The organism is Synechocystis sp. LKSZ1 (genome assembly GCF_040436315.1).
GTDB lineage: Bacteria > Cyanobacteriota > Cyanobacteriia > Cyanobacteriales > Microcystaceae > Synechocystis.
On record NZ_AP031572.1, the window covers coordinates 112,356 to 133,367 of the forward strand.

The window sequence follows — 21,012 nt, forward strand, 5'->3', positions numbered from 1 at the left end:
GATGGCCTTAATTTTTCCGGGCCTCTAGATCCGCCACAGCCTTCGGGACATCGGCGGTTAATACCTCAGGTCCGCTAGCGGTTACCAGTACATCATCTTCAATGCGAATACCAATGCCGCGCCATTGTTCAGGAACCTCCGGTTGGCCCTCGGCTGGCTTGATATCCGGGGCAATGTAGAGGCCCGGTTCGACAGTTAATACCTGGCCGGGTTGGAGACTCAACCAGGTTTCCTCGTTGACTTTATAGGCCCCGGCATCGTGGACATCCAGCCCCAGCCAGTGGCCGGTACGGTGCATATAGAAAGGCTTGTATTTTTCTTCTTTGATGATTTCTTCACTGTCGCCCACCAATAGACCGAGCTCCTTCAGGCCTTCCACCAAAACCCGGACGGCGGTGTCGTGGATTTGGTTATAGGGATTACCTACTTGAACTGCTTCAATGGCCTGGCGTTGGGCCTCTAGAACAATTTCGTAGAGGGCCTTTTGTTCTGGGGTAAATTTGCCACTGACGGGGAAGGTGCGGGTAATGTCGCCGTTGTAGTAGCCGTAGGAACAGCCGGCATCGATCAGGATCAGGTCATTTTCCTTTATTTGGGCATCGTTGTTGATGTAGTGCAGGATGCAGGCATTGGCCCCGGTGGCGACAATGGAGGGATAGGCTGGCCCCAGGGCCCCCTGGAGTCGGAAGGTGTGTTCAATTTCCGCTTGGATTTGGTATTCGTAGTGGCCGACCTGGGTGAATAGCTGGGCTCGGTTATGGGCCTCGGCGGAAATGCGACAGGCCTGGCGCAGAAGGGCCAATTCCTCTTGACTTTTGATTTGGCGTAGGGGATGAATCAACGGATGGGGGTTTTCCAAGGCCCTGGGCGCAATGCCCTTTTTGGGATAGTTGGCCATTAACCGTTGCCAGTGGTTGAGAACGACCTCGTTGAAATGGTGGTCACGGCCGAGATGGTAGTAAATCCGGTCAGCTTTTTCCAGATACTGGGGTAACTGTTCCTCTAGTTCCGCAATGGAGTAGGCCACATCGGCCCCAAAGCGTTCCTTGGCCCCTTCCACACCGTAGCGGTAGCCCGTCCAGGTTTCCTTTTCCGGGTCTTTGGGTTGGACAAACAGAATAAACTGATGTTCGGGATGGTGGGGGGCCAGCACAGCCACAGCCTCTGGTTCATTAAAACCCGTCAGATAGAAGAAATCACTATCCTGCCGAAAGACGTACTCCACATCGTTGTGCATCACCGCCGTTGGGGCGCTCTGGAAAATCGCCGTTCCCTGGCCAATTTTCTCCATCAGTTGGGCGCGACGTTGACGGTATTCCGCAGGACTAATATTCATAGTAGGCTCTGAAGCAATCGTGAAACACAGGTTGTCTGCTACTCTAACGCGAAGGCTGTAGCCGCTTCAAACCCTCAGGCCTTATCTACCAGACGATGCACCAAGGGTTCCCCAAAAATAACCACCGAACATTGAAGTTGATGGAGCACCTGTTCCGTGAGATCACTCATGGTCACACCCCCAGCAGTACGACGGCGGAAGGAACGGAGAATAATTAGATCAAAAGCTTTGGCCAGCCGGAGAATAACCTTCGCCGCATCTTCATGAACCACAATTTTAATCTGGCAGGGCAGGGAGAAAGGACTAGTGGCTAGCAAATCCGTCAGGGCCGTTTTGAAGGCGGCTGTTTGTTCAGAAGAGGTATGGCGGTCACAAACATGGAGCACTGTCAGGGTGGCCTGATTCGCCTTGGCCAGAAGTTGGGCAAATTGCAGAATTTTTAGGGATTGGGGCGCAATATTTTTCAGAGGTAGGAGAATCCGCCGGAATTGAGTGGGGTTGTCTAGCAAGCGCATAACGGCCACCGGGCAGTGGGCTGACCAAAACACACCGTCAATGACACTGCCGAAGAGCTTGGCCCGGAGGCCAGTGGTACTTTCACTCCAGCCCATCACGATTAATTGGGCATCGTTTTCCCGTGCGGCGCGACTAATGCCCAGGGCCACATCATCATCAATGCGGATAGCCGGTTGAGTCGCTACCTGGAGGTCTTGGCCTAAGGCCTCGGCTTGCTGGAGTAGATGTTGGCTCTGTTGGAGGCGGTTATTCAATTGGGGGTCGTCCATGTGGACATGGGCCTTGGCAATGGCCAGGGGCACCATCACCCCTGATTCATAGCGGGCTAGCATGGCCCCCATCGCCAACAGATATTGCTGGGTGTCGGGATTGGACAGGGGCACAATCACCCGAAAAGTCGAGAGGGCCGACTGGGGCCTATCCGGTGGTGTGATCCAGTCGTTGGTACTAGCGGGTTCCTGCAAGTCAGGAGCCTTGGCGAGGGCTGTCTGGGAGGCAAGCTTGGGGGCAAACCGAGCCGTTAACAGGGGCCCCAGAATGGAGGTCACCAGCATCAAGACGATGACACTATTCAGTACGTTGGCATTGATTAAGCGCACCCCGAGGGCGTTCTGGGCCTGGTAAGCCGCCACGGCCGCCGCTAGGGTCGCCGCAACCTGCGGTAAGGACAAAGACCACATGGTTAGGCCTTCTATCCAGTTATAGCGAAAGCATTGCTTAATAATGGCCGCCGCTAAAAACTTGGACAAAATCAGGCCCCCGACAATACCCAACACCAGGGGGAGATTAAACTGGAGCGTTTGGATAAAGGCCGGAACATCCAGCAGGAGACCCATACCCACAAAAAAGAAAGGAATAAAGAGGGTACTGCCGACAAACTCGACCTTTTCCTTGACGGGCCCTTCTCCCACCACATCATTGACAGCCAGACCCGCTAAAAAGGCCCCGACGATCTGTTCAATGTTAATCACCTGGGCCCCCACAGCGGCTAAAAAGACGGCTAGGAGAATAAACAGAAACTGATTACTCTGCTCATCGCCAGTACGCCGGAAATATTCCTTACCGGCCCAGTCAAAACCGACCAGCACAACCACACTGTAGAGACCCAAAAGTACCAACTGAACGACGAGACTCCCCAGAGAAAATTCCCCTGCATGGATGGCCACACAGACGGCTAAGACGAGGAGGGCCGCAATATCCGTAAAAATCGTTGCGCCAATGGTCACCATCACGGCTTCCGAGCGCACCACCCCCAACCGTTGCACGATCGGATAGCCCAGAAGCGTATGGGAGGCCAACAGAGAACCGATTAAAACCGCCGGATTCCAGCCAAAACCAAAGGCTTGTCCCACAGCAATCCCCATGGCCATCGGTACGGCAAAGGTGGCCAGGCCAAAGGCCAGGGAACGATTGCGGGTTTTACGAAATTCCACCAGGTCAATTTCTAGGCCCGCAACAAACATCAGGTAAATTTTGCCAATATCGGAAAGAAGTTTGATGCTTTCGGAGTCGTGGCTCAACAGACCCAGGCCATCCTGGCCGAGGACAACCCCTGCGAATAATAACCCTACCAGGCCCGGCAGACGCAGGCGTTCAAACAAGGGAGGAATCGTGAGGATTACCAGTAGAAGAATGGTAAAGGCCACCAAGGGGTTGTGGGTGACCGTAGAGAGAAATGGTTCCATGGTAGGGAAAGTTAGGATAGCTTGACCTAGTGTCAGCTCAGGAAACCTTTTTTGCAAGAGGGTCGCATAGAGGACAACCAAAATAATCACCAACTTTGGTTTGCAACTCCAGGGCCGTTAATTTGCGTATGGTATTAAGTCCAGTGTATTCTTCCAGGGCAAGCGGCCTTGAAGCTAGGCGTTCAGAGTCCGTTGGCCCACTATCCCGTACTAATTCTCTCTGTCTGCGATTTTTCGTGCTGCCAATAGCGTTGTTTAGCAGGGCCTGCAAAAATCTCCCTAGTAGAGCTAGGGAGACGAAGGCGAAGCGGAGCAATCTAATGTAATTGAAGATTATTGGTTATTCGCGCCCTGGCGTTTGTTTTGCCACTTGGCCCGACGGGCATTCATGAGTTGGGCCAGTTGTTGGCGTTGTTCCGGGGAGAGAATGTCCCGGCTTTCTAGCATGCTTTCAAAGCGGAGTTTCTCGAGTTGTTGCCGTAGGCCGGTAATTTGGTCGTGCTTAGCTCGGATACTGGCGACGTTGGTTGTATCGCTGGCCATTAATTGGCGGAGTTCATCCTGATTGGCCCGCAGTTGTTGTCGAATTGGCTCCATCTGTCCTTTATATTTCTGGCGAATCGCACTGAGCTGTTGTTGTTGCTGGGGAGATAGATTCAACTGCTGGAGCCAACGTTCTCCTTTGCCTCCATCTGGCCCTCCTTGGGCGAGCCATGGCATATTGGAGGCGCCATCCGGTAAGGCTAAGGCAGTCAGTGGGCTAAAGCCAACGAACATTAGGCCAAGGGCAAGGGCAAAAAATTTGATTTTCATTGTCAACGATCTCCAAGGGATAAAAAGAATTTGGGACAGGGCCAGGGGAAGTCGGTTCTGCTGCCCCCTAGTCATAGCCGGCGGAAAGGAGGGCTGGTTCATCGGTGTTGCTATCCGCCGTTACCGACCAACTTTCCAGCAAAAAGGCCTCAAGTTCTGTGGGGGTCGCCGTCTGCTGGGCGGTTCGCCAGGAGGAAGGCAGGACGATGGCTCCGGCCATAACACTAGCCACCGCCGCTAGAGGGAGGCCCCAGGCCAGCAGGCGGCGGGGGGCCTTTTGGGAGGCCAGGGCCTGACGCGGCAAACAGGCTATCAACTCGTCTTCCAAGGCCGGGAGGGCCGGAGGGGGAAGCGGGCGATGCCGTTGTAGGAAGTGGACGAGGGGCCGGTCATGGGGGGAATTAGAGGACATCTTGAACTCCTTGCGCCTGGAGGTACTGGCGAATAGCCTGACGCGCATAGAACAGGCGAGATTTGATGGTTCCCGTGGGCAGTTGTAAAATATCCGCCACGGTTTTTTGAGGCAGGTCTTCGAGGTCGTGCAATACCAAGACAGTACGGTGCTCAAAACTGAGTTGCTGGAGGCCCCGCCACACCAAGTCTTGATAATGCAAGTGCATTAAATCCGGGCTATCCTGGGGACGACTGAGGGAAACCGTCTCCAGCAGGGCTTCTTCCGGGGCCTGATGACGGGCCACTTGACCCAAGGCCCTGCGTTCATCCTGGGCTACATTCCAGGTAATCCGATAGAGCCAAGTGGCAAAGTAGCGATGCTGACGCAGTTGGGGCAGGCTCTTCCAGACCCGCAGAAAGACTTCCTGCACCAAATCATCCAGGCGTTGGGCCCCACAGAGTTGATAGAGGGTCGAACGAACCTTTTGTTGGTGCCGTCGGTACAATTGTCGGAAGGCCCCGCTGTCCCCCCGCTGACTTTGTAGAACTAACTGCTGATCTCCCAGGGCTTCCCTGGAGGATGGCGCTGAAATTGGCCGGGGGCCGTTGCCGCTCTGGATTGGATTATCCACCAGCATCCACTAACCTCAATGGTGGCTACGGGGGTTTAGACCCAGGGACAGTAGAAAGGGTTCACCTTGTCTGCCTATGACCGCTACTTCTCCTTCCTCCTCCTCAGCCATTTCTCCCTGGGCCTGGGGCCTGGTTCTGGGTCTCGTCTATGCCTTACTCCTGGCTATTGCACTGCTGGGGGCTGGTTTGGCCCTTTTGACCGACCAGCGCTTAGAGGCCCTCTTTACCTTTGCCAATCAACCCTGGGCTGGTCTTTTAGTTGGTTTACTTGCCACGGCCCTGCTCCAGTCCTCTAGTACCGTCACTACCATTATTGTCGGCCTGGTGGCCGGGGGCCTGCCGATTAGCTTGGCGATTCCGATGGTCATGGGGTCCAATGTCGGCACAACCGTCACCAATACCCTGGTCAGCCTGGCCCAAGGGGGCGATCAGGAGGATTTTGAACGGGCCTTTGGGGCGGCCACGGTACATGACTTTTTTAATCTTTGGAGTCTGTTGCTCTTTTTCCCCCTCGAACTAACCACCCATGGGCTAGAGCACCTGGCCTTAGCTGGCAGTCACTGGCTCCAGGGGATGAGTCTGCCAGGCCTTACGGGCTTTAATCCCATTCAGGCCTCAACTCAGCCCCTTGTCCATTTAGCCATGACAGTTATCCATCCCCTACCCTCAGTCTGGGGCGGTCTGGCCCTGCTGGTAGGGGGAATGTTGCTGATTTTTCTAAGTATTGGCGGTCTAGGTCGTCTGTTGAAGCAGTTACTTTTGGGGCCCGCCCAAGGCCTACTCAAACGAGTTCTGGGGCAAAGCGGCATTCTGGCCCTGGGGGCTGGCCTGTTGATTACAGTGCTCGTCCAATCTTCCTCCACTACCACCAGCTTGATCGTTCCTTTGGCTGGCCTCGGCCTCCTAAGTCTCGAAGAAGTCTATCCCTTCACCCTGGGGGCCAATGTGGGGACTTGTTTAACGGCTCTGTTGGCGGCCCTGGCCGTGACCCAAAATCCTGAGGCGGCCCTGGCCATTGCCCTGGTACATCTATTGTTTAACATCGGCGGCGTGCTGGTCTTCTACGGCTTGCCCGGATTGCGAAAACTGCCCCTGGTCTGTGCCCGTCGTCTGGCTCACTTTGCCGCTCATCGTCGTTACTGGGCCCTGATTTACCTGCTTGCGGTCTTCTTTCTCCTACCGGGTTGCGGCCTCCTGCTGTCCTTGCCGAGGTCGTGAATTGAATGGCAGACTAGGAAAAATTCCTATTGCTTCCAAACCATGGCTTTAACTCCCTCCACCATGCTGCCCCTGGGAACCCAGGCCCCCGACTTTACCCTGCCCGATGTCGTCTCCGGCCAAACCATTTCCCTAGCCACCTTTGCAGAGGCAAAGGGCCTGCTGGTGATGTTTATTTGTCGTCATTGCCCCTTTGTTAAACATATTCAGGCGGAATTAGCCCAGTTAGGCCAGGATTATCTTCCCCAGGGCCTGGGCATGGTGGCCATCAGCGCCAACGATGCCGAAAAGTACCCCGACGATGCCCCAGCCAGCCTCAAAGCCATGGCCGAAAGTTTGAGCTTTACCTTTCCCCTCTGTTTCGATGAAAGCCAAGCCGTCGCCCTAGCTTACCAAGCGGCCTGTACTCCCGACTTTTTCCTTTTTGATGGCCAACGTCGTTTAGTCTACCGAGGCCAACTTGATGACAGCCGCCCCAGCAATGGCCTTCCTGTGACCGGCCAGGATCTGCGCCAAGCCATTCAGGCCCTGTTAGCTGGTCAGCCCATTAATCCCGACCAGAAACCCAGCATTGGTTGCAATATCAAATGGAAAGCCGGCCAAGAACCGGCCCTAGCCTAACGCTAGTCTGGCCCTTTTCTAGCGTGCTATAGGGAATATTGATTCAATTCCTTCTTTAAATCGCCAAAGCTTTCGTCTCGCAGGCCTCCAATTTCTTTGCTTCCTCTCGTTTAGACGAGAGTATAAATCATTCGCTTGTCCACCAGTCATTTCTGTACTAAGTCTATTGTTCATACCCAATCTCTGAAGCCTAACCACACCAATAAATCTACCCATCCCCTCCTGTGCAAGAGGAGGGGACGTAAGAAGAATTCGTACAATAGACCGGCGCTAGTTAGTGCCCAATGATCTAACGGATAAAAACCTGGTTTATAAGGAGGTATAAATACAACTGAGCAGATGTGGGATTGTTATTTTGATTGATGGCAACTGCATCATTTTTAATCTTTGCTTCCATCGTTCAATACTTCTGTGCGAAAAGATATGATGAAGGTCAAACAGATTCTATGGATTGGCACAACCTTGATTGGCGTATTAATGGCACTGATTTACTGGTATGTGTTTGTAGCCGGTGCCCCTCAGCTTGATGCACCTACCATTGTTCAAAGCAAGAATTTTAGCTTTCAGGTAGAAACCTTTAACAGTACGGCAATGGGGGCCCCCCGACGCTATGGTGTGATCTTGCCGCCAAACTACGAAAAGCAGCCTCAACAGAGCTATCCCGTAATTTTTCTGCTCCACGGTGGACATGATGATGAGCGGGCGTTTTATGACAAATATGGCCTCACCTCAGTGCTGGATCAGCTTTACCGCAAGGGACAACTATCTCCCGCTATTCTAATCAGCCCGGATGGTAATGATAATCGAGGGTCTAGCCCAATTTGGGATCCCCAGTATTTTGATGGTCCAAATGGAAACGTAGGGACGTTGATTGGGGTAGAACTGCCACAGGTGATTAAATCCCGCTATCGCACCTTGAATGATCCCAAGTATTGGGCCATAGGAGGCGTATCGTCTGGAGGTTGGGGCGCTTACAATATTGGCTTGCGGCACCTTAATACCTTCCACATTTTTTTCAGTCACACTGGTTATTTCACCGATAGTAGCGGAACTAAGAATAGTCCAAATCAATTTATCCGGCAGATTCCCAGGACTCAGCTTCAGATAATTCGCGCCTATCTAGATGGAGGTCAAAGCGACACCGATTTGCTAGCATCAACTCAACAATTTCATCAAACGTTAAACCACCTAGGGGTTGCCAATGAATTTCATGCCTTTCCAGGTGGGCATGGGTTAACTGGGGCGGACTATGGCTGGAACTATTTCCATAAACATCTTGTAGATTCTCTAAGCTACGTAGGTAGACAATTTAAACAAGCGGGGGTGAGATGATGCGATCGGTCAGAAGCGCATTGCAATCACCTCATCCTCGATTTTGGCTCTGGAGTGTCACTCTACTGACAGCGGGGATGGGTCTTGTCAACCTAGTCTCTGCAGTGACGCCTAGCCTACACGATCGGGTCCGATGGTTAGAAGATTTTTTTCCCTTTCCGGTGCGGGCGGGGGCACATATATTTGCTGCCGTGATTGGTTTTTTGCTATTAATACTGTCTGCAAATCTGCTCAGACGAAAACGGACTGCCTGGTTGCTCACGATTGCCCTGTTGACGCTTTCGATCATTAGTCATTTAATCAAAGGCTGGGATTACGAGGAAAGTATTCTGGCGGGAGTGTTGCTAGTGCAGCTTGTGCTGATGCGTCAGCAGTTTACAGCTCAGTCTGATCGCCCTTCCGTTGCCCAGGGAATTCGGAGTTTAATAGTCGCATTGGTGTTTACACTGGCATACGGTACGTTGGGATTTTATTTACTCGATCGCCACTATTCGGTGAACTTTGATCTGGGGTCAGCCCTTCTGCAAACACTGGCGATGTTTTTCACCGATGATAATGCCGGGTTGCAGCCGACAAATCGATTTGGTAAGTTTTTTGCCGATTCGATTTACATTATTGGTGCAGTTACATTGAGCTATGGAGTATGGATGCTGCTGCGTCCTGTACTGCTGCGATCAGATGCAACAAAGCGCGATCGCCAACGTGCCCAAAGCATTGTCGAACGCTATGGACAGTCCTCCCTGGCACGGTTCACGCTGTTGGATGATAAAGAATATTATTTCAGTCCTTCAGGACAAAGCGTAATTGCCTATGCCGCCAAAGGTCGGGGCGCTCTTGCCCTGGGGGATCCGATCGGCCCCCATGAGGATCGGCAGGAGGCGATTGCCGGATTTCAGCAGTTTTGTGCTCGCAATGACTGGTATCCAGCGTTTTATCAAACCTTGCCTGATGACTTGGATCTGTACAAAGCTCTAGGGCTGCAAGTGCTGCAAATTGGTGAAGAGGCCATTGTTGATCTGCATACGTTTACCCTGGAGGGGAAGGCAGGGAAAAATCTGCGAACTTCGATCCGCAAAATGGTGAAAGCAGGCCACAAGGTTGAGTTTTATCCCCCCCCTATTACCGACAGCCTGTTGAAGGAATTGCGCTGGGTTAGTGATGAATGGCTCCAGATGATGCAAGGATCTGAGAAAAAGTTTTCCCTCGGCTGGTTTAATGAGGCCTATCTGCGGGATTGTGAGATTGCTGTGGTACGAAATGCCCATGGGCAAGCGACGGCTTTTGCCAATGTTATCACTGAGTATCGTCTCAATGAAGCAACAATTGATCTAATGCGCCGTCGGCAAAACGTAGAAAATGGCACCATGGATTTTCTGTTTGTTTCCTTATTTCAGCACTTCAAGGAACAAGGCTATTACAGGTTTAACCTTGGACTGTCGGCACTGTCTGGAATCGGTATGTCCAAGCAATCGCCCCGATTAGAAAGAGCAGTGCGCTATCTCTACAGGCATCTTAACCAATTCTATAACTTTCAGGGGTTACACATCTATAAAGAAAAGTTTCACCCCCGTTGGGAGCCCCGCTATTTGATTTATCCAGGCTGGTTTGCCCTACCCGATGTGGTGGTTGCCCTGGTTAGAGCAGATTCAGGTGATCGCCTTGTGGATTACTTAAAACCCACTGGTAACTAAAAACCCTGCTGAAACGATTATTCCGCTTTTTTCCTTCCTTGATCAGCGGGATCTTGCTAATCACGTCCATCTGGGTGATTTCAGGACTTACGCAAGAGTCATAGGAATATCGGGATGCTGAAGTTGGTGAATCAAGTAATTGGAGAGCAATCCGTCGAGTGGCATACCAACTATCCATTAGGACAGTCCGAAAGGGCAGACCCTTGATATGAACCACACTATCGAGCATTGTCGAGACATGGTCGAGCTTGGTTTGTCCATCCCCTTCCGGGTCATAGAGTCGATAGTCTATCACCCAAAACTGGCTCGTCGCAGGATTAATACCAAATCCCTGAGTTAAGACTACAGATAAAATGGAAGAATGACAATCGTGGGATAAAAAGATGGCCGGTGTCTACAAATTAGAGATTAAGGAAAGTTCAACAGAACTCAAAAACCTACTGCGAGACCCAAAAACAGCCTCGGATAAAGAACGAGTGCAATTGCTGTATCTGCTCAAAAGCCAGCAAGCAACCCCCCTTCAACAAGCCGCCGAGTTATTGGGTCGCCATCGAGTGACTATCCAAACCTGGGCTCGGATGTATCGTCAGGGCGGGCTAGAGCAACTCCTCACTCACAAACCAGCGAGCGGGGCACCCTCAACATTACCCCCATGGGCAGAAGAGAAGTTGAAACAGCGTTTAGAACAACCAAAGGGCTTTGAGAGTTATGAGGAGATACGCCAGTGGTTGGCGAGCAACTTGGGGATTGAAGCTGCTTACAAAACCGTCCACAAATGGGTTTATTACCGACTCAAAGCATCACCGAAAGTAGTGCGACCCCGGAGTGAGCAACAAGACCAAGCTCAGTTAGAAACCTATAAAAAAAACTGGCAGAGAACCTGGCGATGCTAGGGGGGTTTGCTCTGAACGTCTTGGGTTGGAGTGGCTCAGTGAGATTGTTCTGTCAAGACGAAAGCCGCTTTGGCTTGAAAACCATAACAGGACGAAGAATTACAGCCCGGGGAGTCAAACCGGTAGGGAAAGTACGGTGGCAGTTCAAGGCAATGTATTGGTATGGGGTCGTCGAACCAGCAACGGGAGAGTATTTTTTCTGGGAATGTAGTCACTGCAATAGCGACTGTTTTCAAATCTTTCTCAATCTGGTGGCACAGCAGTATAGCGACAGTATTTTGATAATCCAGGTAGACCAAGCGGGTTGGCACAAGGCCAAGCGATTGCAGGTGCCAGAGAATATCATCCTGATGTTTCAACCGGCTCATTGCCCGGAAAGTAATCCGATAGAGCAAGTGTGGCAATACCTGAAAAAAAGATTGCGCTGGAAGAGTCCTAATACCTTAGATGAGCTGAGGGAGTTATTGCGGGAACAATTACTGGTTTTAACGAAGGAGACGATAGCCTCAATCACAGGAAGGGCATCGATACTAGAGGCACTATCTGTAGCCAGACTTTGAAGATTTGGTATAACGTGCACACAGCTCACCAGACCAATTCCCCTAATCACACGATGCTCATTACCACTGTACTGTCGTCGGGTTAGCTCAATCGAATGGGAAAATCGCTTGTCCAGTACGGTGTCATCAAAGATAAGGTAAGCTCTAGCATCAGACACGACAGAGGACTTGACATTGTCCAACAGCAAACGCGGAGTTAGTTTCTCGCCCCGTAGATAACGATTGATAGTGTCGTGACAACCCCAGCCAAATGCTCTGACAAGTTCGTCAGAGTGTAATTTATAGGACTGCTCAATAGGTATTGGCAATAGTCTATTTTTGTCAATCTCATCCCTTCACCATATACCAACTTTGCGTAAGTCCTGTTAGTGAAGATTTTTGGGAGGGCCTGAAGGGAGAATTGCCCTGCGTCCAGGCCACCACTGAATGGGTCAACCAACTCCAGAATGCGGCCCTCAATAGCTCCAAACTCCTGCGGGAACTCGATGAGCGCATCGCCGAGGCCAACAACCGCATTGATGAAGCCAAGGCCAGAAACCTAGACTCCATTGCCCTTTCCACCTTCTCCTCCTTCCTACAAAGCTTCCTCTATTCCACCCTGGGGCCAGTGAACAACGGCGTTGAAGGCCCGGTCGCTAATCCCTTCCGCATCATCTTTGGTGACTTGGGAGCAGCCCTGTTGGGGAAAGGCCTGGGGGCCTTATTCAACTGGTCGAGCCTGAATGCCAACGATGCCCAACTGAGTCGTTCCATTGCCATCAGTGACCTCCAGGTAAAGGTAGCAGAACTGCAACGCAATAAAGCAGAGATTGCCGACAAGCTACGGGAGAGAGTTACCCTAGAGGCCCTGAAGTTGGAGGAAATCGCCCGAGACTTCCAGATAGAGAAGGAGATTGCCAAGCGGGAGAAGCAACGGTTGGAGATTAGTCGAGTTTCCTACCAGTTCGGGGAAGGGGACAGCAAACAGTACCTGGCGGAGTTATCGGCCTATGACCGACAGAAGGCCGCGACCTGGAAGCAGTGGGCCAAGTTGCGGTCACAGTTAACCCTGGTGAAGATCCTGGTCTTGGGGAATAAGGATGAATAAGCAAAGCCTCCAGTTCATCTTAAGCTTGTATACTTATTAATCAATTTCTCCTGACTCTTTTAGGGCAGTTTGAATGACGCTCGAACTAAGACGAATACCTTGATTGAGCATCCGAGTAATCACTGTTTGCATAGAAAAATCATAACCTTCTTGCTTAGCTCTGAGTAAAATGCCAATGGAACCCGTCATTTGAGTGAATTTAACCTGGCAATGCGGCGGCCAATTGCTTCATCAATGCAAACGGTTGCAATCCCTAAATTTAAAGAAAGCTGAATCACAGAGGCTTCCCCTAAATCTAAAGAATTGAGTAAAAAAGGCATAATTTGTAGCGGCTTATCGAGTCGCTGTAAAGATTTAGCTTGTTCAAATTCGGCAATGCCAAATCCTAGTTTCCCTCCTGTTAAAATCTCCTGCCCTACTTCATAGGTTACGAAAACAGTTTCATATAATTCTCCCAAAATAGCTAAATCTCCTAGCCCAGCAATCAGAGCTAATAAAGGAGATGTATTAATGACAATTTGGGTCGGTTTAGGCATTGGCTAAGTCAGATAAAATTTCATCCTCGCTCAGATCTATCATGGCAACTCCAAATTCCTGGAGACGTAGAAGAAAGGTGACTCGATCTACTCCAACTAAGGTGGCTGCCATGCCGGAGGAGAGTCGTCGTCGCTCGAATAACTTAACGGCCATCGACCATTTCGCCTCTTCTTCAAACTCGTGTTTCGTTTCACCCAGAGCATCCGGAAAATTTTCAGGATAGGGGATAGTCAGCATAGAGGTCATGGTTGGCTTGCTCCAGTCGGTTGTGTCTTCAGGCTCTGACTTTAATGTAAAGCTATTTTGAAGGTTTATCCCCTGTTCCATCAGCGGCGGGCCAATATTCACAGCTCAGAGACTAAGCCCAGTTTTCCACCGACAGACCCGGTACCCTTAAAAATTCTCGCTCGTTATTGGTCACCAAAACCCGGTCTAAACTCAAGCAGTGGGCGGCGATCTGTGTATCCAGTAAACCAATAGGAGTTCCTTTTTTATTTAAATCGGCGCGAATCTCCGCATAAATTCGACTAACCGGACGATCCCAACTAAAAACATCTAAATAGCGAACAAAATCCTCAACAACCCGGTAATTCTTTTGAGGATTAGAGGACTTTGCTGCGCCATATTCTAATTCAGCTAACGTGACAATGGATATCCCCAAAGCACTGGGGTCAATTTGCTCGAATCGGGCTAACACGGCTGGTGGTTTTTTCTTGATGATATAGATGCAAATATTGGTATCCAGCAGAAACATCTAAAACAAATCCTCTCGCTCCTGAGGCCGTTCATCATCTCGCTTCACCATAAAATCCTCGGAGGGCAAGGGCCCATTTTCAAAGAAATCACGCCAGGACTTCGGTTTTGGTGACAAAATCACCTCGTCTCCCTCCTTGCGGATATAGACCTCTTTCCCCTCAAAGCGAAACTCCTGGGGCAGTCGGATCGCTTGACTATTACCATTCATAAAGATTTTTGCGGTTTTTGAAGCTTTCATCCTACACTGCAACCCCAAGTATATATTTACAATATATATAACGATTCTCTTTTCGGCCAACCCCTCAGGGAAAATTTCAGCATCGGCTAAGGGAAAGCGGCAAGGAAAGACAAGAGAGTTTTTCTGTAAAATGTTTAAATTTTCTACCACCTAGAACGGCTCAATCTATATTCCAATTATTCCGCTTAATTGTAATCCACGAAGTAGAAGAGGCCCTTGGAGGGGTAAATGCCGAACTGATTCAGTCAAATTTATCGAATGAGAAGGAGGCCAAACTCAGTGAGCATTTTAGCTTAGAGGCTTAGTTTTTTCATCCCGATTTCCCTTCTTCAAACTCAGGGAGCGTGCCCAGTTTGCGAATGCTTACGTTCACCTCCATGCCCAAATAGTCTTGAGCGTCTCCAAACCAGAAACCCGACAGGGGAATGACCTGCCCCGGATGACGGGCGATCGCCACTGGGATCAGATCAAATCCAGCGGTAATTTGATTGGTCGGATCATAATTGCGCCAACCAGCTCCTGGAAGATAGACCTGTAACCAGGTATGGGTGGCCCCGGAGCCAATCATTCCGACTTCTCCACCATCAAGAGCGGCATCGTAGAGGTAGCCGCTAACAAAGCGACAAGCTAAGCCCAACCGCCGCAATGCCTCAATCATTAGCCAAGCATAGTCTCGGCAAGTTCCCGATTTCAACCGCAGAGTTTCACCGGGGGATTGGGTTCCTTCTGTCTCCCTGGCTTGGTAGGTCAAGTTGTTTCTAATGCTATCCATCATGTATTGTAGCACGTTGAGGGTATCATCCTGATCACCGGCAACGAAGCTTTTGGCCCAAGCGGCAAGACAACCATCAGGATCTTCGGCATGGGGACGCATATATCGAGACAGATCGAGCCATTCATCTGGAGTATATTGCACTGGAATTTCGATGGCACGGGCATCTAAAGGAAATTCAGCGATCGCCTTTATGCCAAAATGTTCAGCACGCAACCAGCCAGTGACACTCAGCTCTTGGGCCGGTTCGCTAAAGGTAATTGTTGCCACATTGTTGGAGAGGGTATCCATTGTCCAGCGGATTTTGGCAGGAATATTGGTTGTCAGCGAGTAACTCAAAATCTGTTCGCCATAGCTGGCACTGGGCAAGAAGATGGCGCGATGTTCGCCGAAGGTAACCGGCTTGCGATAACGGTAAGTCGTTATATGTTCTAAGTCATAAATAACAGTCATGAGTTTCACCCATAATCTAAATGTCCTACATTATCCAAAAACCCTGATGAGCCAGGGCTAATGTTCGGCAAAAGGCTGGGAGGCGAATAAATTCAGTCCCAACTGTTGAGAAAGAAAACGAGTCACCAGCTGGCCTTTAACGCTGTTGCCAGCCTCGTCGAGGGGGGGAGCGAAAATCCCTAGCCCGCCTTTACCCGGAGAAACCGTGACCATCCCGCCACTGACACCACTCTTGCCGGGTAGACCCGTTTCATAGAGCCAGTCGCCAGAATTTTCGTAGAGTCCGGCGGTGACCATTACCGCTAAAACGTGCTGGCAGTGGATGGCATCAATAATGGGTTCTTTGGTTAACGGGTTTACGCCCCCATTGGCCAGGGTTGCTGCCATGACGGCCAAATCCTTAGCGGTTACGTTGAGAGAACATTGTTTAGTGTAAACATCGGTCGCTTCAACGGGGTCGAAGAAGATACGATCATAGGCCTGGAGGAGTTTGGCAATGCCTTGGTTCCGTTGATTGGTGGCGGCTTCAGACTGATAGACTTCCTCGTTAAGGGATAGGGTTCTGCCAGCAAATCTGGATAGTCCATCGTGAATAAATTGCCACTTCTGGGCCGCTGTTTGACCGGGGGCCAGACTGGTGGCGGCGATCGCTCCGGCATTAACCATAGGATTGCTTGTCCCTTCATCAATGCGTTCAATGGCAATCACAGAATTAAAGGGCAGACCAGTGCTTCTGACGCCGAGCTTATCGCGGGCCTCATCTTCACACCTAACCGAGGCTGGACTTTGATGGAGGCGGTCATCGTGGCCCTGATGGTGGGTATCCTCTCTGCCATGGGCTTTCCCAGTTTCTTGCAGATGATGGCGAAACAGGCCCTCAAGGAGGATCTCCATGAGGTCAAGGGGGCCTTGCAGGAGATTCAGCGGGTGGCCATCAAGAAGAGCATCACTTGCCAAGTCACTATCACTAGCCATACTGTCCAGGCCTCGCCGGTTGGTTGTCTCCCTTCCGCCGTGGACTTGGATGATAACACCCATCTAGAACTGGTCAATTTTCCAGGCCCTGGCCTCCAGGTCAGTTATCGTGGCACATTCCACATTGGTGGCGGTGATAATCTTATTCTCTTTCATCACTCCCAGACTTCCCAGAAGTATTGTCTGGCCCTCTCTGAACCATTGGGCCTGCTCCAACCTGGGATTTGGTCAGATTCTGCCTGTTCGGCCCAGTGGTAATTGTTTCGTCCGGCTCTGCCCAGCTTTGAAATAACAAGGTCTAACCCCTCATCCCCCCACTAGAGTTGATCAAGTTTTGTTGCAGAGTTGTATCAGTCTGAGAAATCAGAGCTATTTTTCTGGAAATAGCACCTTCTAGTACTGGATTTTCCGCTCAAAGAAGGTCATTTTTAGTACGCTAATATGTCTAACACGCTTTGGAGAGTGTTAGACGGAAAGCTTCTTCCTAATCTCTAGTTATACCCTTTAGCTGAGGAAAGTGATTGATTGAGAGCGAATAAAGTCAACCAAGCTATGTTTAATTTAATACCCTATGATTCTGATATTCAGACCGATTCTGGCTAATTCGGGATTACCATTCACAATGGGGTTCATCCCAGTTAAGATAGTACACACAGGCTAGGGGGAGAAAGACGGTTGAAATAGGCACATTGAAGGCGTCAGATTAGACTAAGTTGATATGAACTCTTTCAAGTGGGATGCACCTCTGTTGCCCCCCCAATCACCGCCAAAATCGCAATCATCATGATGCTCAAAAATGGATGCTCTACCCCTTTGCGCCTACGGGGGTCTTCTAGTTCAGCAAATTAAGATTCCCACTGCTGTTGTACCGATTTAGCGTTGAGAGCCGCCGGCAATGGTTGCGGGGAACGCTGTCGATGGGCTGAGTCTTGGAATGAGGCAAAACCGTTTGCCATAGGACATCTCAGGGATTCTGGGCAGGGTTGTTCCTTAGCATATTACTAGCTCTTTGTTCTTGCGCTTACCCTGACTAGTTAGACTTGCCGACACCTTGGCTCCATAAAGTTCTCCTAGCTGAGCAATGATGTCCCGAACGGAGCTTTGACCTAAATCTAGTGTTTTGACTAAGTTTTAGGCTATTGTCTGTTCAAAATGTGCCTAAGTCCTATTTAGGATAGCCGAGTGGTGAGCATCCAGGTGTAAATGGCAATCACAACCATGGCAAGGCCAAGAATAGTGTCCCGTCGTGATGTTAACCATTGCATTAGCGTTGCTAGAGCAGTGCGTCGTTCCTGAGCCAATTCTGCCATTAATTCAGCGACTTTTGTATCCACTTCCTGGAGGGGAATTTTGCCCTCTTGGTAGGCGACGTCTAATTCATCTAATTTGCGCCAGTAGGTTTTGGTTGCTTCAAAAAGAGAGGGAAACATAGTTTTGGAATAACGAAAATAGGGTGAAAAGATTATGGCGATGATCACACAAGCAAAAGCCGTTCCAGAGCTGCACCAATCACGTAATGATCCTTATCGTGCTGGAGTTCGGCGAGGGCCGCCTTGGCCTCTGGGTGCTCAAAGTAACCAAGGCTTCTGGCGACTTGAGCACGAATATCCGCTGATTCCACCGTTGCCAGAGGTAACAACACCGCAAGAGCGCCCTCCTCTGAGGAGGTTCCACTGAGGTCGGCCAAATAGGCGAGCGCCGCTTGTTGGACGAAGATGTCATCATCGGCAATGCCCCATTGACAAAGCTGTAACAAAATTTCTGAATGGTCAAAGGCAGAGACAGCAGCCAGAATACTTTGCCGTACTAGCCAATGAGTATCTTGTTCAAATAAATTTAATAGAAAAGGAAGAGAGCACTCGCCAAATTTGGCCAAGGAGTTTGCCGCTTCAGCCCGGACATTGGGGTCGTTTTCGTACTCAATGAGAGTAATCAGAGCTTCAAAGGCACTTTCTGTGTTCTGACGACCCAAGCCCCCTGCCACCAGGGAACGAATAATAAATTCTTTGTCGCACATACGTCGCTTGAGTAAGGGAACCGCTACTCCCGGCGAACAATGTCTCAATTCGGCGATCGCCGCCATGCGTTCTGCTGGATTAGGACTATCAATACGAGATTCTAGGTTGGCTGAGTCCATGGTTGAAATTAATGAATTTACATATCGTTACACACCAGTTTACAAAACTTTACTGAATATTGGGGGGAATTACACAAAAAAATAAAGGTTAATCACCTTATTTCGGACGGGATTTCTTGGCTGGCAAGCTTTGATACCTCATTTTCCTAGATTTCTCTGGTCTAAAACCCATGGATGCTAGATGCCACTATGGCGATCTCCTTCACATAATTCAAGATAAATCTCAGATTAGGGGTGGAATTTCTCATCTATGGCACTCCAGCCTTAGCATTACGATAAAAAGAGCAGGTCAGTTTTCTGTGTCTTTCGACCTATACACGTACTCAATCAGCCATGGCCGCCGATACCCAAACTTCTAACAATCCAGACCCCGATAGAGACAGAGAAATTTTTTTAGAGGCGATCGCCGGACGGAAATTTACCTTAGCCGATGTCATTGGTCAGGCGGGGGGAGATTTTTTGAAAGGGGAATCTCCTGTACCAAAGTTAGTGCAACTCAAGACAGAGTTAAAAGCCTTCCTGCGTGAAGAACTCCAAGATTCTAGTGGTGCATTGTTATTGGTTCTACAAAATGATGTAGATGAAGCGGATGCACTTATTAGTCAATCTTTTGAGCGTCCCTTAGTAGCGCTACAAAAATATTTAGAAGATACCTTGGCCCATCCTGAAAAATTATATGAATTGGTGCGACAAACTGATTTTCGGTGGGGACAGCTCTATGGCTCACGACCGCATTTTAATACACCAGGGCAGACCCCTCACCCTGAAGATGAATATACCCACGAATCCGTCAAGCAACAATTAGAGTATTTGCTTGGTGTCATAAAAAAACGACTTGCTCCAGCAGAGCAACAAGAAAGCTAAAGAGTCTCAGGGACGGACACAAGTGCTTGAAAGCGATATTATCCCTCTTGCGTCAGAACGGAGAAGTCGATTTTTTGAAAATTGTCGAAAGCTTTGAGCGAAAAGGGTTTTAGGCAATATACTAAATCTTATCAGTAATAAGAGGGCAAAATACCTTCAAATGCCAGCAATTCTTGGTTTAATACGCTTGTTCTAAAGCAGGTGCCTAAACAAGCCGCTTTGCTCAATTTCCCGAACGACGTAATAAGGGTTTCAGTTACTTGAAGAAGTTGAAAGTCGACAATTTAGTGAGAATCATTTTCATAATGAGAATTTCTGCAAAAGCCAAAATATCGATGTCAATTAGCTATCATCATTTTGGCTATTCTAATTGGCCTCTTAACCCTGTTTTCCGTTCCACTGCACCTCAAACCCCATATCCAGGCCTCGCCGGCTGGTTGCCTCCCTTACACCTTGAACTTGGATGATAACACCCATCTAGAACTGGTCAATTTCCCAGGCCCTGGCCTCCAGGTCAGTTATCGCGGCACGTTCCACATCGGCGGCGGGGATAATCTCATCCTTTTCCATCACTCCCAAACTTCTCAGAAGTATTGCCTGGCCCTTTTTGAACCATTGGGCCTGCTCCGGCCTGGGGTTTGGTCGGGCTCCATCTGTTCGGCTCAGTGATGATCGTTGCGTCCTGCCCTTGGCCGGCCGCGTTCAAGTTTCGCCCGGCTCTGCCCGGCTTTGAAATAACAAGGTCTAACCCCCCATCCCCCCCCTCATCGGGGGGCTACCTGTATAAGCACTGCCACGCCAGGTTTGGCCATTCTACCTACGGGGTCAAGGGTGCCTCCGGCATCAACTCACCTTCCGTTGCCCCCGCTTTCCCTTGGCCCTGCGGGGCTATGGTGGGGGCCTTGGTTATCAGATTGCTCGCCCTTGTCTCCCTTCGGTCTCCTTAACCGCGTTGTTTCTGGCGGTTTTGGCCATGTTCGCTTTGTTTTTGTTTGCTGTTTGGTTCTGCTTCGTTTCCTGTTTGCTCCGTCGTCCTGTTCCTCGCCTTGTGCCGGGGGTCATTCCGCCTGGTGGGTTCCCGCTTCCGCCCTCTGTCGTTTCCGGATGTTGCCTGCTTCGTTCTGCCTCTGGGCGTTCGCTCTCTGGTGGGGCTTTGTCTTCTCGGGTCGCTCGCTTGCGTCGGCTTTCGGTTTTGGTCTAGTTTTTCTCGCGGGGCCTCCGGGCCTCGTTTTTTTATGCGTGTCGACCGGGCCTAGAATTGAGATTTCAGGGCCAGTCAAATTGTTCTGGGAACTCAAATCAGTGCCAACCTGGTTTTGCAACGGACAAAAGCTGGTCAAGGGCTAATGCAGTGTCTGAAAAAGACTCGTCAGAAAAATGTGTGTTTATCTGACATAGTAACAACATGCTTCTAGCTAGGTCTTATTCTGCATCCATAACTTTTCCTTTTAAGAGTGTTTTAAGATTGTGAATCTTAGGCTGTACACACAGGGGCAGTGGGG

The 21,012-nt window shown here is 50.1% G+C and carries 24 protein-coding genes and 3 pseudogenes; 10 read left to right on the forward strand and 17 right to left on the reverse strand.

Going from position 1 to position 21,012, the window contains the following annotated elements; translation table 11 throughout:
* Window positions 1-7: 7 nt before the first annotated feature.
* From ABXS88_RS00570 to ABXS88_RS00590, 5 genes are all read right to left on the reverse strand, one after another.
* Complete coding sequence (locus ABXS88_RS00570) at window positions 8-1,336, reverse strand: aminopeptidase P N-terminal domain-containing protein (protein WP_353673274.1); 1,329 nt, start codon at window positions 1,334-1,336, stop codon at window positions 8-10.
* A 74-nt stretch (window positions 1,337-1,410) separates the two neighbouring features.
* Window positions 1,411-3,537, reverse strand: a complete 2,127-nt coding sequence (locus ABXS88_RS00575) for a cation:proton antiporter (protein ID WP_353673275.1) — start codon at window positions 3,535-3,537, stop codon at window positions 1,411-1,413.
* 333 nt (window positions 3,538-3,870) lie between these two features.
* Entirely contained in the window at window positions 3,871-4,350 is a 480-nt protein-coding gene (locus tag ABXS88_RS00580; RefSeq protein WP_353673276.1) for a Spy/CpxP family protein refolding chaperone, read from the reverse strand.
* Between the two features lie 67 nt (window positions 4,351-4,417).
* The gene (locus ABXS88_RS00585; RefSeq protein WP_353673277.1) at window positions 4,418-4,762 is read right to left on the reverse strand and encodes a hypothetical protein; all 345 of its coding nucleotides are present in this window, start codon (window positions 4,760-4,762) and stop codon (window positions 4,418-4,420) included.
* A complete protein-coding gene (locus tag ABXS88_RS00590; protein WP_353673278.1) occupies window positions 4,752-5,381 on the reverse strand; it encodes a sigma-70 family RNA polymerase sigma factor in 630 nt (209 codons plus the stop codon). The genes ABXS88_RS00585 and ABXS88_RS00590 overlap by 11 nt, the downstream gene beginning before the upstream one ends.
* Before the next feature lie 70 nt (window positions 5,382-5,451).
* Between ABXS88_RS00590 and ABXS88_RS00595 the strand changes: the two genes are divergently transcribed.
* From ABXS88_RS00595 to ABXS88_RS00610, 4 genes are all read left to right on the forward strand, one after another.
* On the forward strand, window positions 5,452-6,594 hold the full coding sequence (locus ABXS88_RS00595; protein ID WP_353673279.1) for a Na/Pi symporter: 1,143 nt from the start codon (window positions 5,452-5,454) through the stop codon (window positions 6,592-6,594).
* Window positions 6,595-6,636: 42 nt separating this feature from the next.
* Window positions 6,637-7,215, forward strand: coding sequence for a thioredoxin family protein (locus ABXS88_RS00600; protein ID WP_353673280.1), 579 nt, complete (start codon window positions 6,637-6,639; stop codon window positions 7,213-7,215).
* A gap of 411 nt (window positions 7,216-7,626) precedes the next feature.
* Window positions 7,627-8,547: an alpha/beta hydrolase-fold protein gene (locus ABXS88_RS00605; protein ID WP_353673281.1), complete on the forward strand. Its 921-nt coding sequence runs from the start codon at window positions 7,627-7,629 to the stop codon at window positions 8,545-8,547.
* Window positions 8,547-10,238 (forward strand): phosphatidylglycerol lysyltransferase domain-containing protein, encoded by a 1,692-nt coding sequence (locus ABXS88_RS00610; RefSeq protein WP_353674846.1) that lies wholly within the window; start codon window positions 8,547-8,549, stop codon window positions 10,236-10,238. The genes ABXS88_RS00605 and ABXS88_RS00610 overlap by 1 nt, the downstream gene beginning before the upstream one ends.
* Before the next feature lie 148 nt (window positions 10,239-10,386).
* Here the strand turns inward: ABXS88_RS00610 and ABXS88_RS00615 are convergent.
* Window positions 10,387-10,539: pseudogene (locus ABXS88_RS00615) on the reverse strand (transposase); the annotation flags it as partial.
* A gap of 82 nt (window positions 10,540-10,621) precedes the next feature.
* Here ABXS88_RS00615 and ABXS88_RS00620 point away from each other — a divergent pair.
* Window positions 10,622-11,131: a helix-turn-helix domain-containing protein gene (locus ABXS88_RS00620; protein ID WP_353673282.1), complete on the forward strand. Its 510-nt coding sequence runs from the start codon at window positions 10,622-10,624 to the stop codon at window positions 11,129-11,131.
* Window positions 11,132-11,169: 38 nt separating this feature from the next.
* Window positions 11,170-11,691, forward strand: coding sequence for an IS630 family transposase (locus ABXS88_RS00625; protein WP_353673283.1), 522 nt, complete (start codon window positions 11,170-11,172; stop codon window positions 11,689-11,691).
* Here ABXS88_RS00625 and ABXS88_RS00630 read toward each other — a convergent pair.
* A pseudogene (locus tag ABXS88_RS00630) lies at window positions 11,691-12,022 on the reverse strand (transposase); the annotation flags it as partial. The gene ABXS88_RS00625 and the pseudogene ABXS88_RS00630 overlap by 1 nt on opposite strands.
* Between ABXS88_RS00630 and ABXS88_RS00635 the strand changes: the two are divergent.
* Window positions 11,993-12,778 carry a hypothetical protein gene (locus ABXS88_RS00635; protein ID WP_353673284.1) on the forward strand — a complete coding sequence of 262 codons (786 nt, stop codon included), beginning with the start codon at window positions 11,993-11,995 and terminating at the stop codon, window positions 12,776-12,778. The pseudogene ABXS88_RS00630 and the gene ABXS88_RS00635 sit on opposite strands and share 30 nt — an antisense overlap.
* Window positions 12,779-12,814: 36 nt before the next feature.
* Here ABXS88_RS00635 and ABXS88_RS00640 read toward each other — a convergent pair whose 3' ends face one another.
* From ABXS88_RS00640 to glsA, 7 genes are all read right to left on the reverse strand, one after another.
* Window positions 12,815-12,967 (reverse strand): DUF3368 domain-containing protein, encoded by a 153-nt coding sequence (locus ABXS88_RS00640; RefSeq protein WP_353673285.1) that lies wholly within the window; start codon window positions 12,965-12,967, stop codon window positions 12,815-12,817.
* Window positions 12,964-13,314: a DUF3368 domain-containing protein gene (locus ABXS88_RS00645; RefSeq protein ID WP_353673286.1), complete on the reverse strand. Its 351-nt coding sequence runs from the start codon at window positions 13,312-13,314 to the stop codon at window positions 12,964-12,966. The genes ABXS88_RS00640 and ABXS88_RS00645 overlap by 4 nt, the downstream gene beginning before the upstream one ends.
* Window positions 13,307-13,561, reverse strand: coding sequence for a UPF0175 family protein (locus ABXS88_RS00650; protein WP_353673287.1), 255 nt, complete (start codon window positions 13,559-13,561; stop codon window positions 13,307-13,309). Before ABXS88_RS00650 ends, ABXS88_RS00645 begins: the two co-directional genes overlap by 8 nt.
* Window positions 13,562-13,673: 112 nt before the next feature.
* Window positions 13,674-14,069, reverse strand: coding sequence for a type II toxin-antitoxin system VapC family toxin (locus tag ABXS88_RS00655; RefSeq protein WP_353673288.1), 396 nt, complete (start codon window positions 14,067-14,069; stop codon window positions 13,674-13,676).
* The gene (vapB, locus tag ABXS88_RS00660; protein WP_353673289.1) at window positions 14,070-14,309 is read right to left on the reverse strand and encodes a type II toxin-antitoxin system VapB family antitoxin; all 240 of its coding nucleotides are present in this window, start codon (window positions 14,307-14,309) and stop codon (window positions 14,070-14,072) included.
* A gap of 310 nt (window positions 14,310-14,619) precedes the next feature.
* Window positions 14,620-15,534 carry a transglutaminase family protein gene (locus ABXS88_RS00665; protein WP_353673290.1) on the reverse strand — a complete coding sequence of 305 codons (915 nt, stop codon included), beginning with the start codon at window positions 15,532-15,534 and terminating at the stop codon, window positions 14,620-14,622.
* Between the two features lie 57 nt (window positions 15,535-15,591).
* Entirely contained in the window at window positions 15,592-16,428 is an 837-nt protein-coding gene (glsA, locus tag ABXS88_RS00670) for a glutaminase A (protein WP_353673291.1), read from the reverse strand.
* Here glsA and ABXS88_RS00675 point away from each other — a divergent pair.
* On the forward strand, window positions 16,393-16,767 hold the full coding sequence (locus tag ABXS88_RS00675) for a hypothetical protein (protein ID WP_353673292.1): 375 nt from the start codon (window positions 16,393-16,395) through the stop codon (window positions 16,765-16,767). The genes glsA and ABXS88_RS00675 overlap by 36 nt on opposite strands.
* Before the next feature lie 470 nt (window positions 16,768-17,237).
* Here the strand turns inward: ABXS88_RS00675 and ABXS88_RS00680 are convergent.
* The 3 genes and pseudogenes from ABXS88_RS00680 to ABXS88_RS00690 all read right to left on the reverse strand — a co-directional run.
* Window positions 17,238-17,342: pseudogene (locus tag ABXS88_RS00680) on the reverse strand (hypothetical protein); the annotation flags it as partial.
* 336 nt (window positions 17,343-17,678) lie between these two features.
* Complete coding sequence (locus tag ABXS88_RS00685) at window positions 17,679-17,939, reverse strand: hypothetical protein (protein ID WP_353673293.1); 261 nt, start codon at window positions 17,937-17,939, stop codon at window positions 17,679-17,681.
* A gap of 44 nt (window positions 17,940-17,983) precedes the next feature.
* The gene (locus ABXS88_RS00690; protein ID WP_353673294.1) at window positions 17,984-18,646 is read right to left on the reverse strand and encodes a HEAT repeat domain-containing protein; all 663 of its coding nucleotides are present in this window, start codon (window positions 18,644-18,646) and stop codon (window positions 17,984-17,986) included.
* A 333-nt stretch (window positions 18,647-18,979) separates the two neighbouring features.
* Between ABXS88_RS00690 and ABXS88_RS00695 the strand changes: the two genes are divergently transcribed.
* Window positions 18,980-19,510, forward strand: coding sequence for a hypothetical protein (locus ABXS88_RS00695; protein WP_353673295.1), 531 nt, complete (start codon window positions 18,980-18,982; stop codon window positions 19,508-19,510).
* 357 nt (window positions 19,511-19,867) lie between these two features.
* A complete protein-coding gene (locus ABXS88_RS00700; protein WP_353673296.1) occupies window positions 19,868-20,179 on the forward strand; it encodes a hypothetical protein in 312 nt (103 codons plus the stop codon).
* Window positions 20,180-21,012 lie beyond the last annotated feature (833 nt).

What these genes read in the sequence shown, in the direction of transcription:
- ABXS88_RS00685 (WP_353673293.1), bottom strand. Translation starts at nt 17,939, where the DNA reads ATGTTTCCCTCTCTTTTTGAAGCAACCAAAACCTACTGGCGCAAATTA.
- ABXS88_RS00640 (WP_353673285.1), bottom strand. Translation starts at nt 12,967, where the DNA reads ATGACGGGTTCCATTGGCATTTTACTCAGAGCTAAGCAAGAAGGTTAT.
- ABXS88_RS00690 (WP_353673294.1), bottom strand. Translation starts at nt 18,646, where the DNA reads ATGGACTCAGCCAACCTAGAATCTCGTATTGATAGTCCTAATCCAGCA.
- ABXS88_RS00575 (WP_353673275.1), bottom strand. Translation starts at nt 3,537, where the DNA reads ATGGAACCATTTCTCTCTACGGTCACCCACAACCCCTTGGTGGCCTTT.
- ABXS88_RS00590 (WP_353673278.1), bottom strand. Translation starts at nt 5,381, where the DNA reads ATGCTGGTGGATAATCCAATCCAGAGCGGCAACGGCCCCCGGCCAATT.
- vapB (WP_353673289.1), bottom strand. Translation starts at nt 14,309, where the DNA reads ATGAAAGCTTCAAAAACCGCAAAAATCTTTATGAATGGTAATAGTCAA.
- ABXS88_RS00675 (WP_353673292.1), top strand. Translation starts at nt 16,393, where the DNA reads ATGATGGCGAAACAGGCCCTCAAGGAGGATCTCCATGAGGTCAAGGGG.
- ABXS88_RS00610 (WP_353674846.1), top strand. Translation starts at nt 8,547, where the DNA reads ATGCGATCGGTCAGAAGCGCATTGCAATCACCTCATCCTCGATTTTGG.
- ABXS88_RS00580 (WP_353673276.1), bottom strand. Translation starts at nt 4,350, where the DNA reads ATGAAAATCAAATTTTTTGCCCTTGCCCTTGGCCTAATGTTCGTTGGC.
- ABXS88_RS00665 (WP_353673290.1), bottom strand. Translation starts at nt 15,534, where the DNA reads ATGACTGTTATTTATGACTTAGAACATATAACGACTTACCGTTATCGC.
- ABXS88_RS00650 (WP_353673287.1), bottom strand. Translation starts at nt 13,561, where the DNA reads ATGACCTCTATGCTGACTATCCCCTATCCTGAAAATTTTCCGGATGCT.
- ABXS88_RS00600 (WP_353673280.1), top strand. Translation starts at nt 6,637, where the DNA reads ATGGCTTTAACTCCCTCCACCATGCTGCCCCTGGGAACCCAGGCCCCC.
- ABXS88_RS00620 (WP_353673282.1), top strand. Translation starts at nt 10,622, where the DNA reads ATGGCCGGTGTCTACAAATTAGAGATTAAGGAAAGTTCAACAGAACTC.
- ABXS88_RS00655 (WP_353673288.1), bottom strand. Translation starts at nt 14,069, where the DNA reads ATGTTTCTGCTGGATACCAATATTTGCATCTATATCATCAAGAAAAAA.
- glsA (WP_353673291.1), bottom strand. Translation starts at nt 16,428, where the DNA reads ATGGAGATCCTCCTTGAGGGCCTGTTTCGCCATCATCTGCAAGAAACT.
- ABXS88_RS00585 (WP_353673277.1), bottom strand. Translation starts at nt 4,762, where the DNA reads ATGTCCTCTAATTCCCCCCATGACCGGCCCCTCGTCCACTTCCTACAA.
- ABXS88_RS00570 (WP_353673274.1), bottom strand. Translation starts at nt 1,336, where the DNA reads ATGAATATTAGTCCTGCGGAATACCGTCAACGTCGCGCCCAACTGATG.
- ABXS88_RS00695 (WP_353673295.1), top strand. Translation starts at nt 18,980, where the DNA reads ATGGCCGCCGATACCCAAACTTCTAACAATCCAGACCCCGATAGAGAC.
- ABXS88_RS00645 (WP_353673286.1), bottom strand. Translation starts at nt 13,314, where the DNA reads ATGCCTAAACCGACCCAAATTGTCATTAATACATCTCCTTTATTAGCT.
- ABXS88_RS00595 (WP_353673279.1), top strand. Translation starts at nt 5,452, where the DNA reads ATGACCGCTACTTCTCCTTCCTCCTCCTCAGCCATTTCTCCCTGGGCC.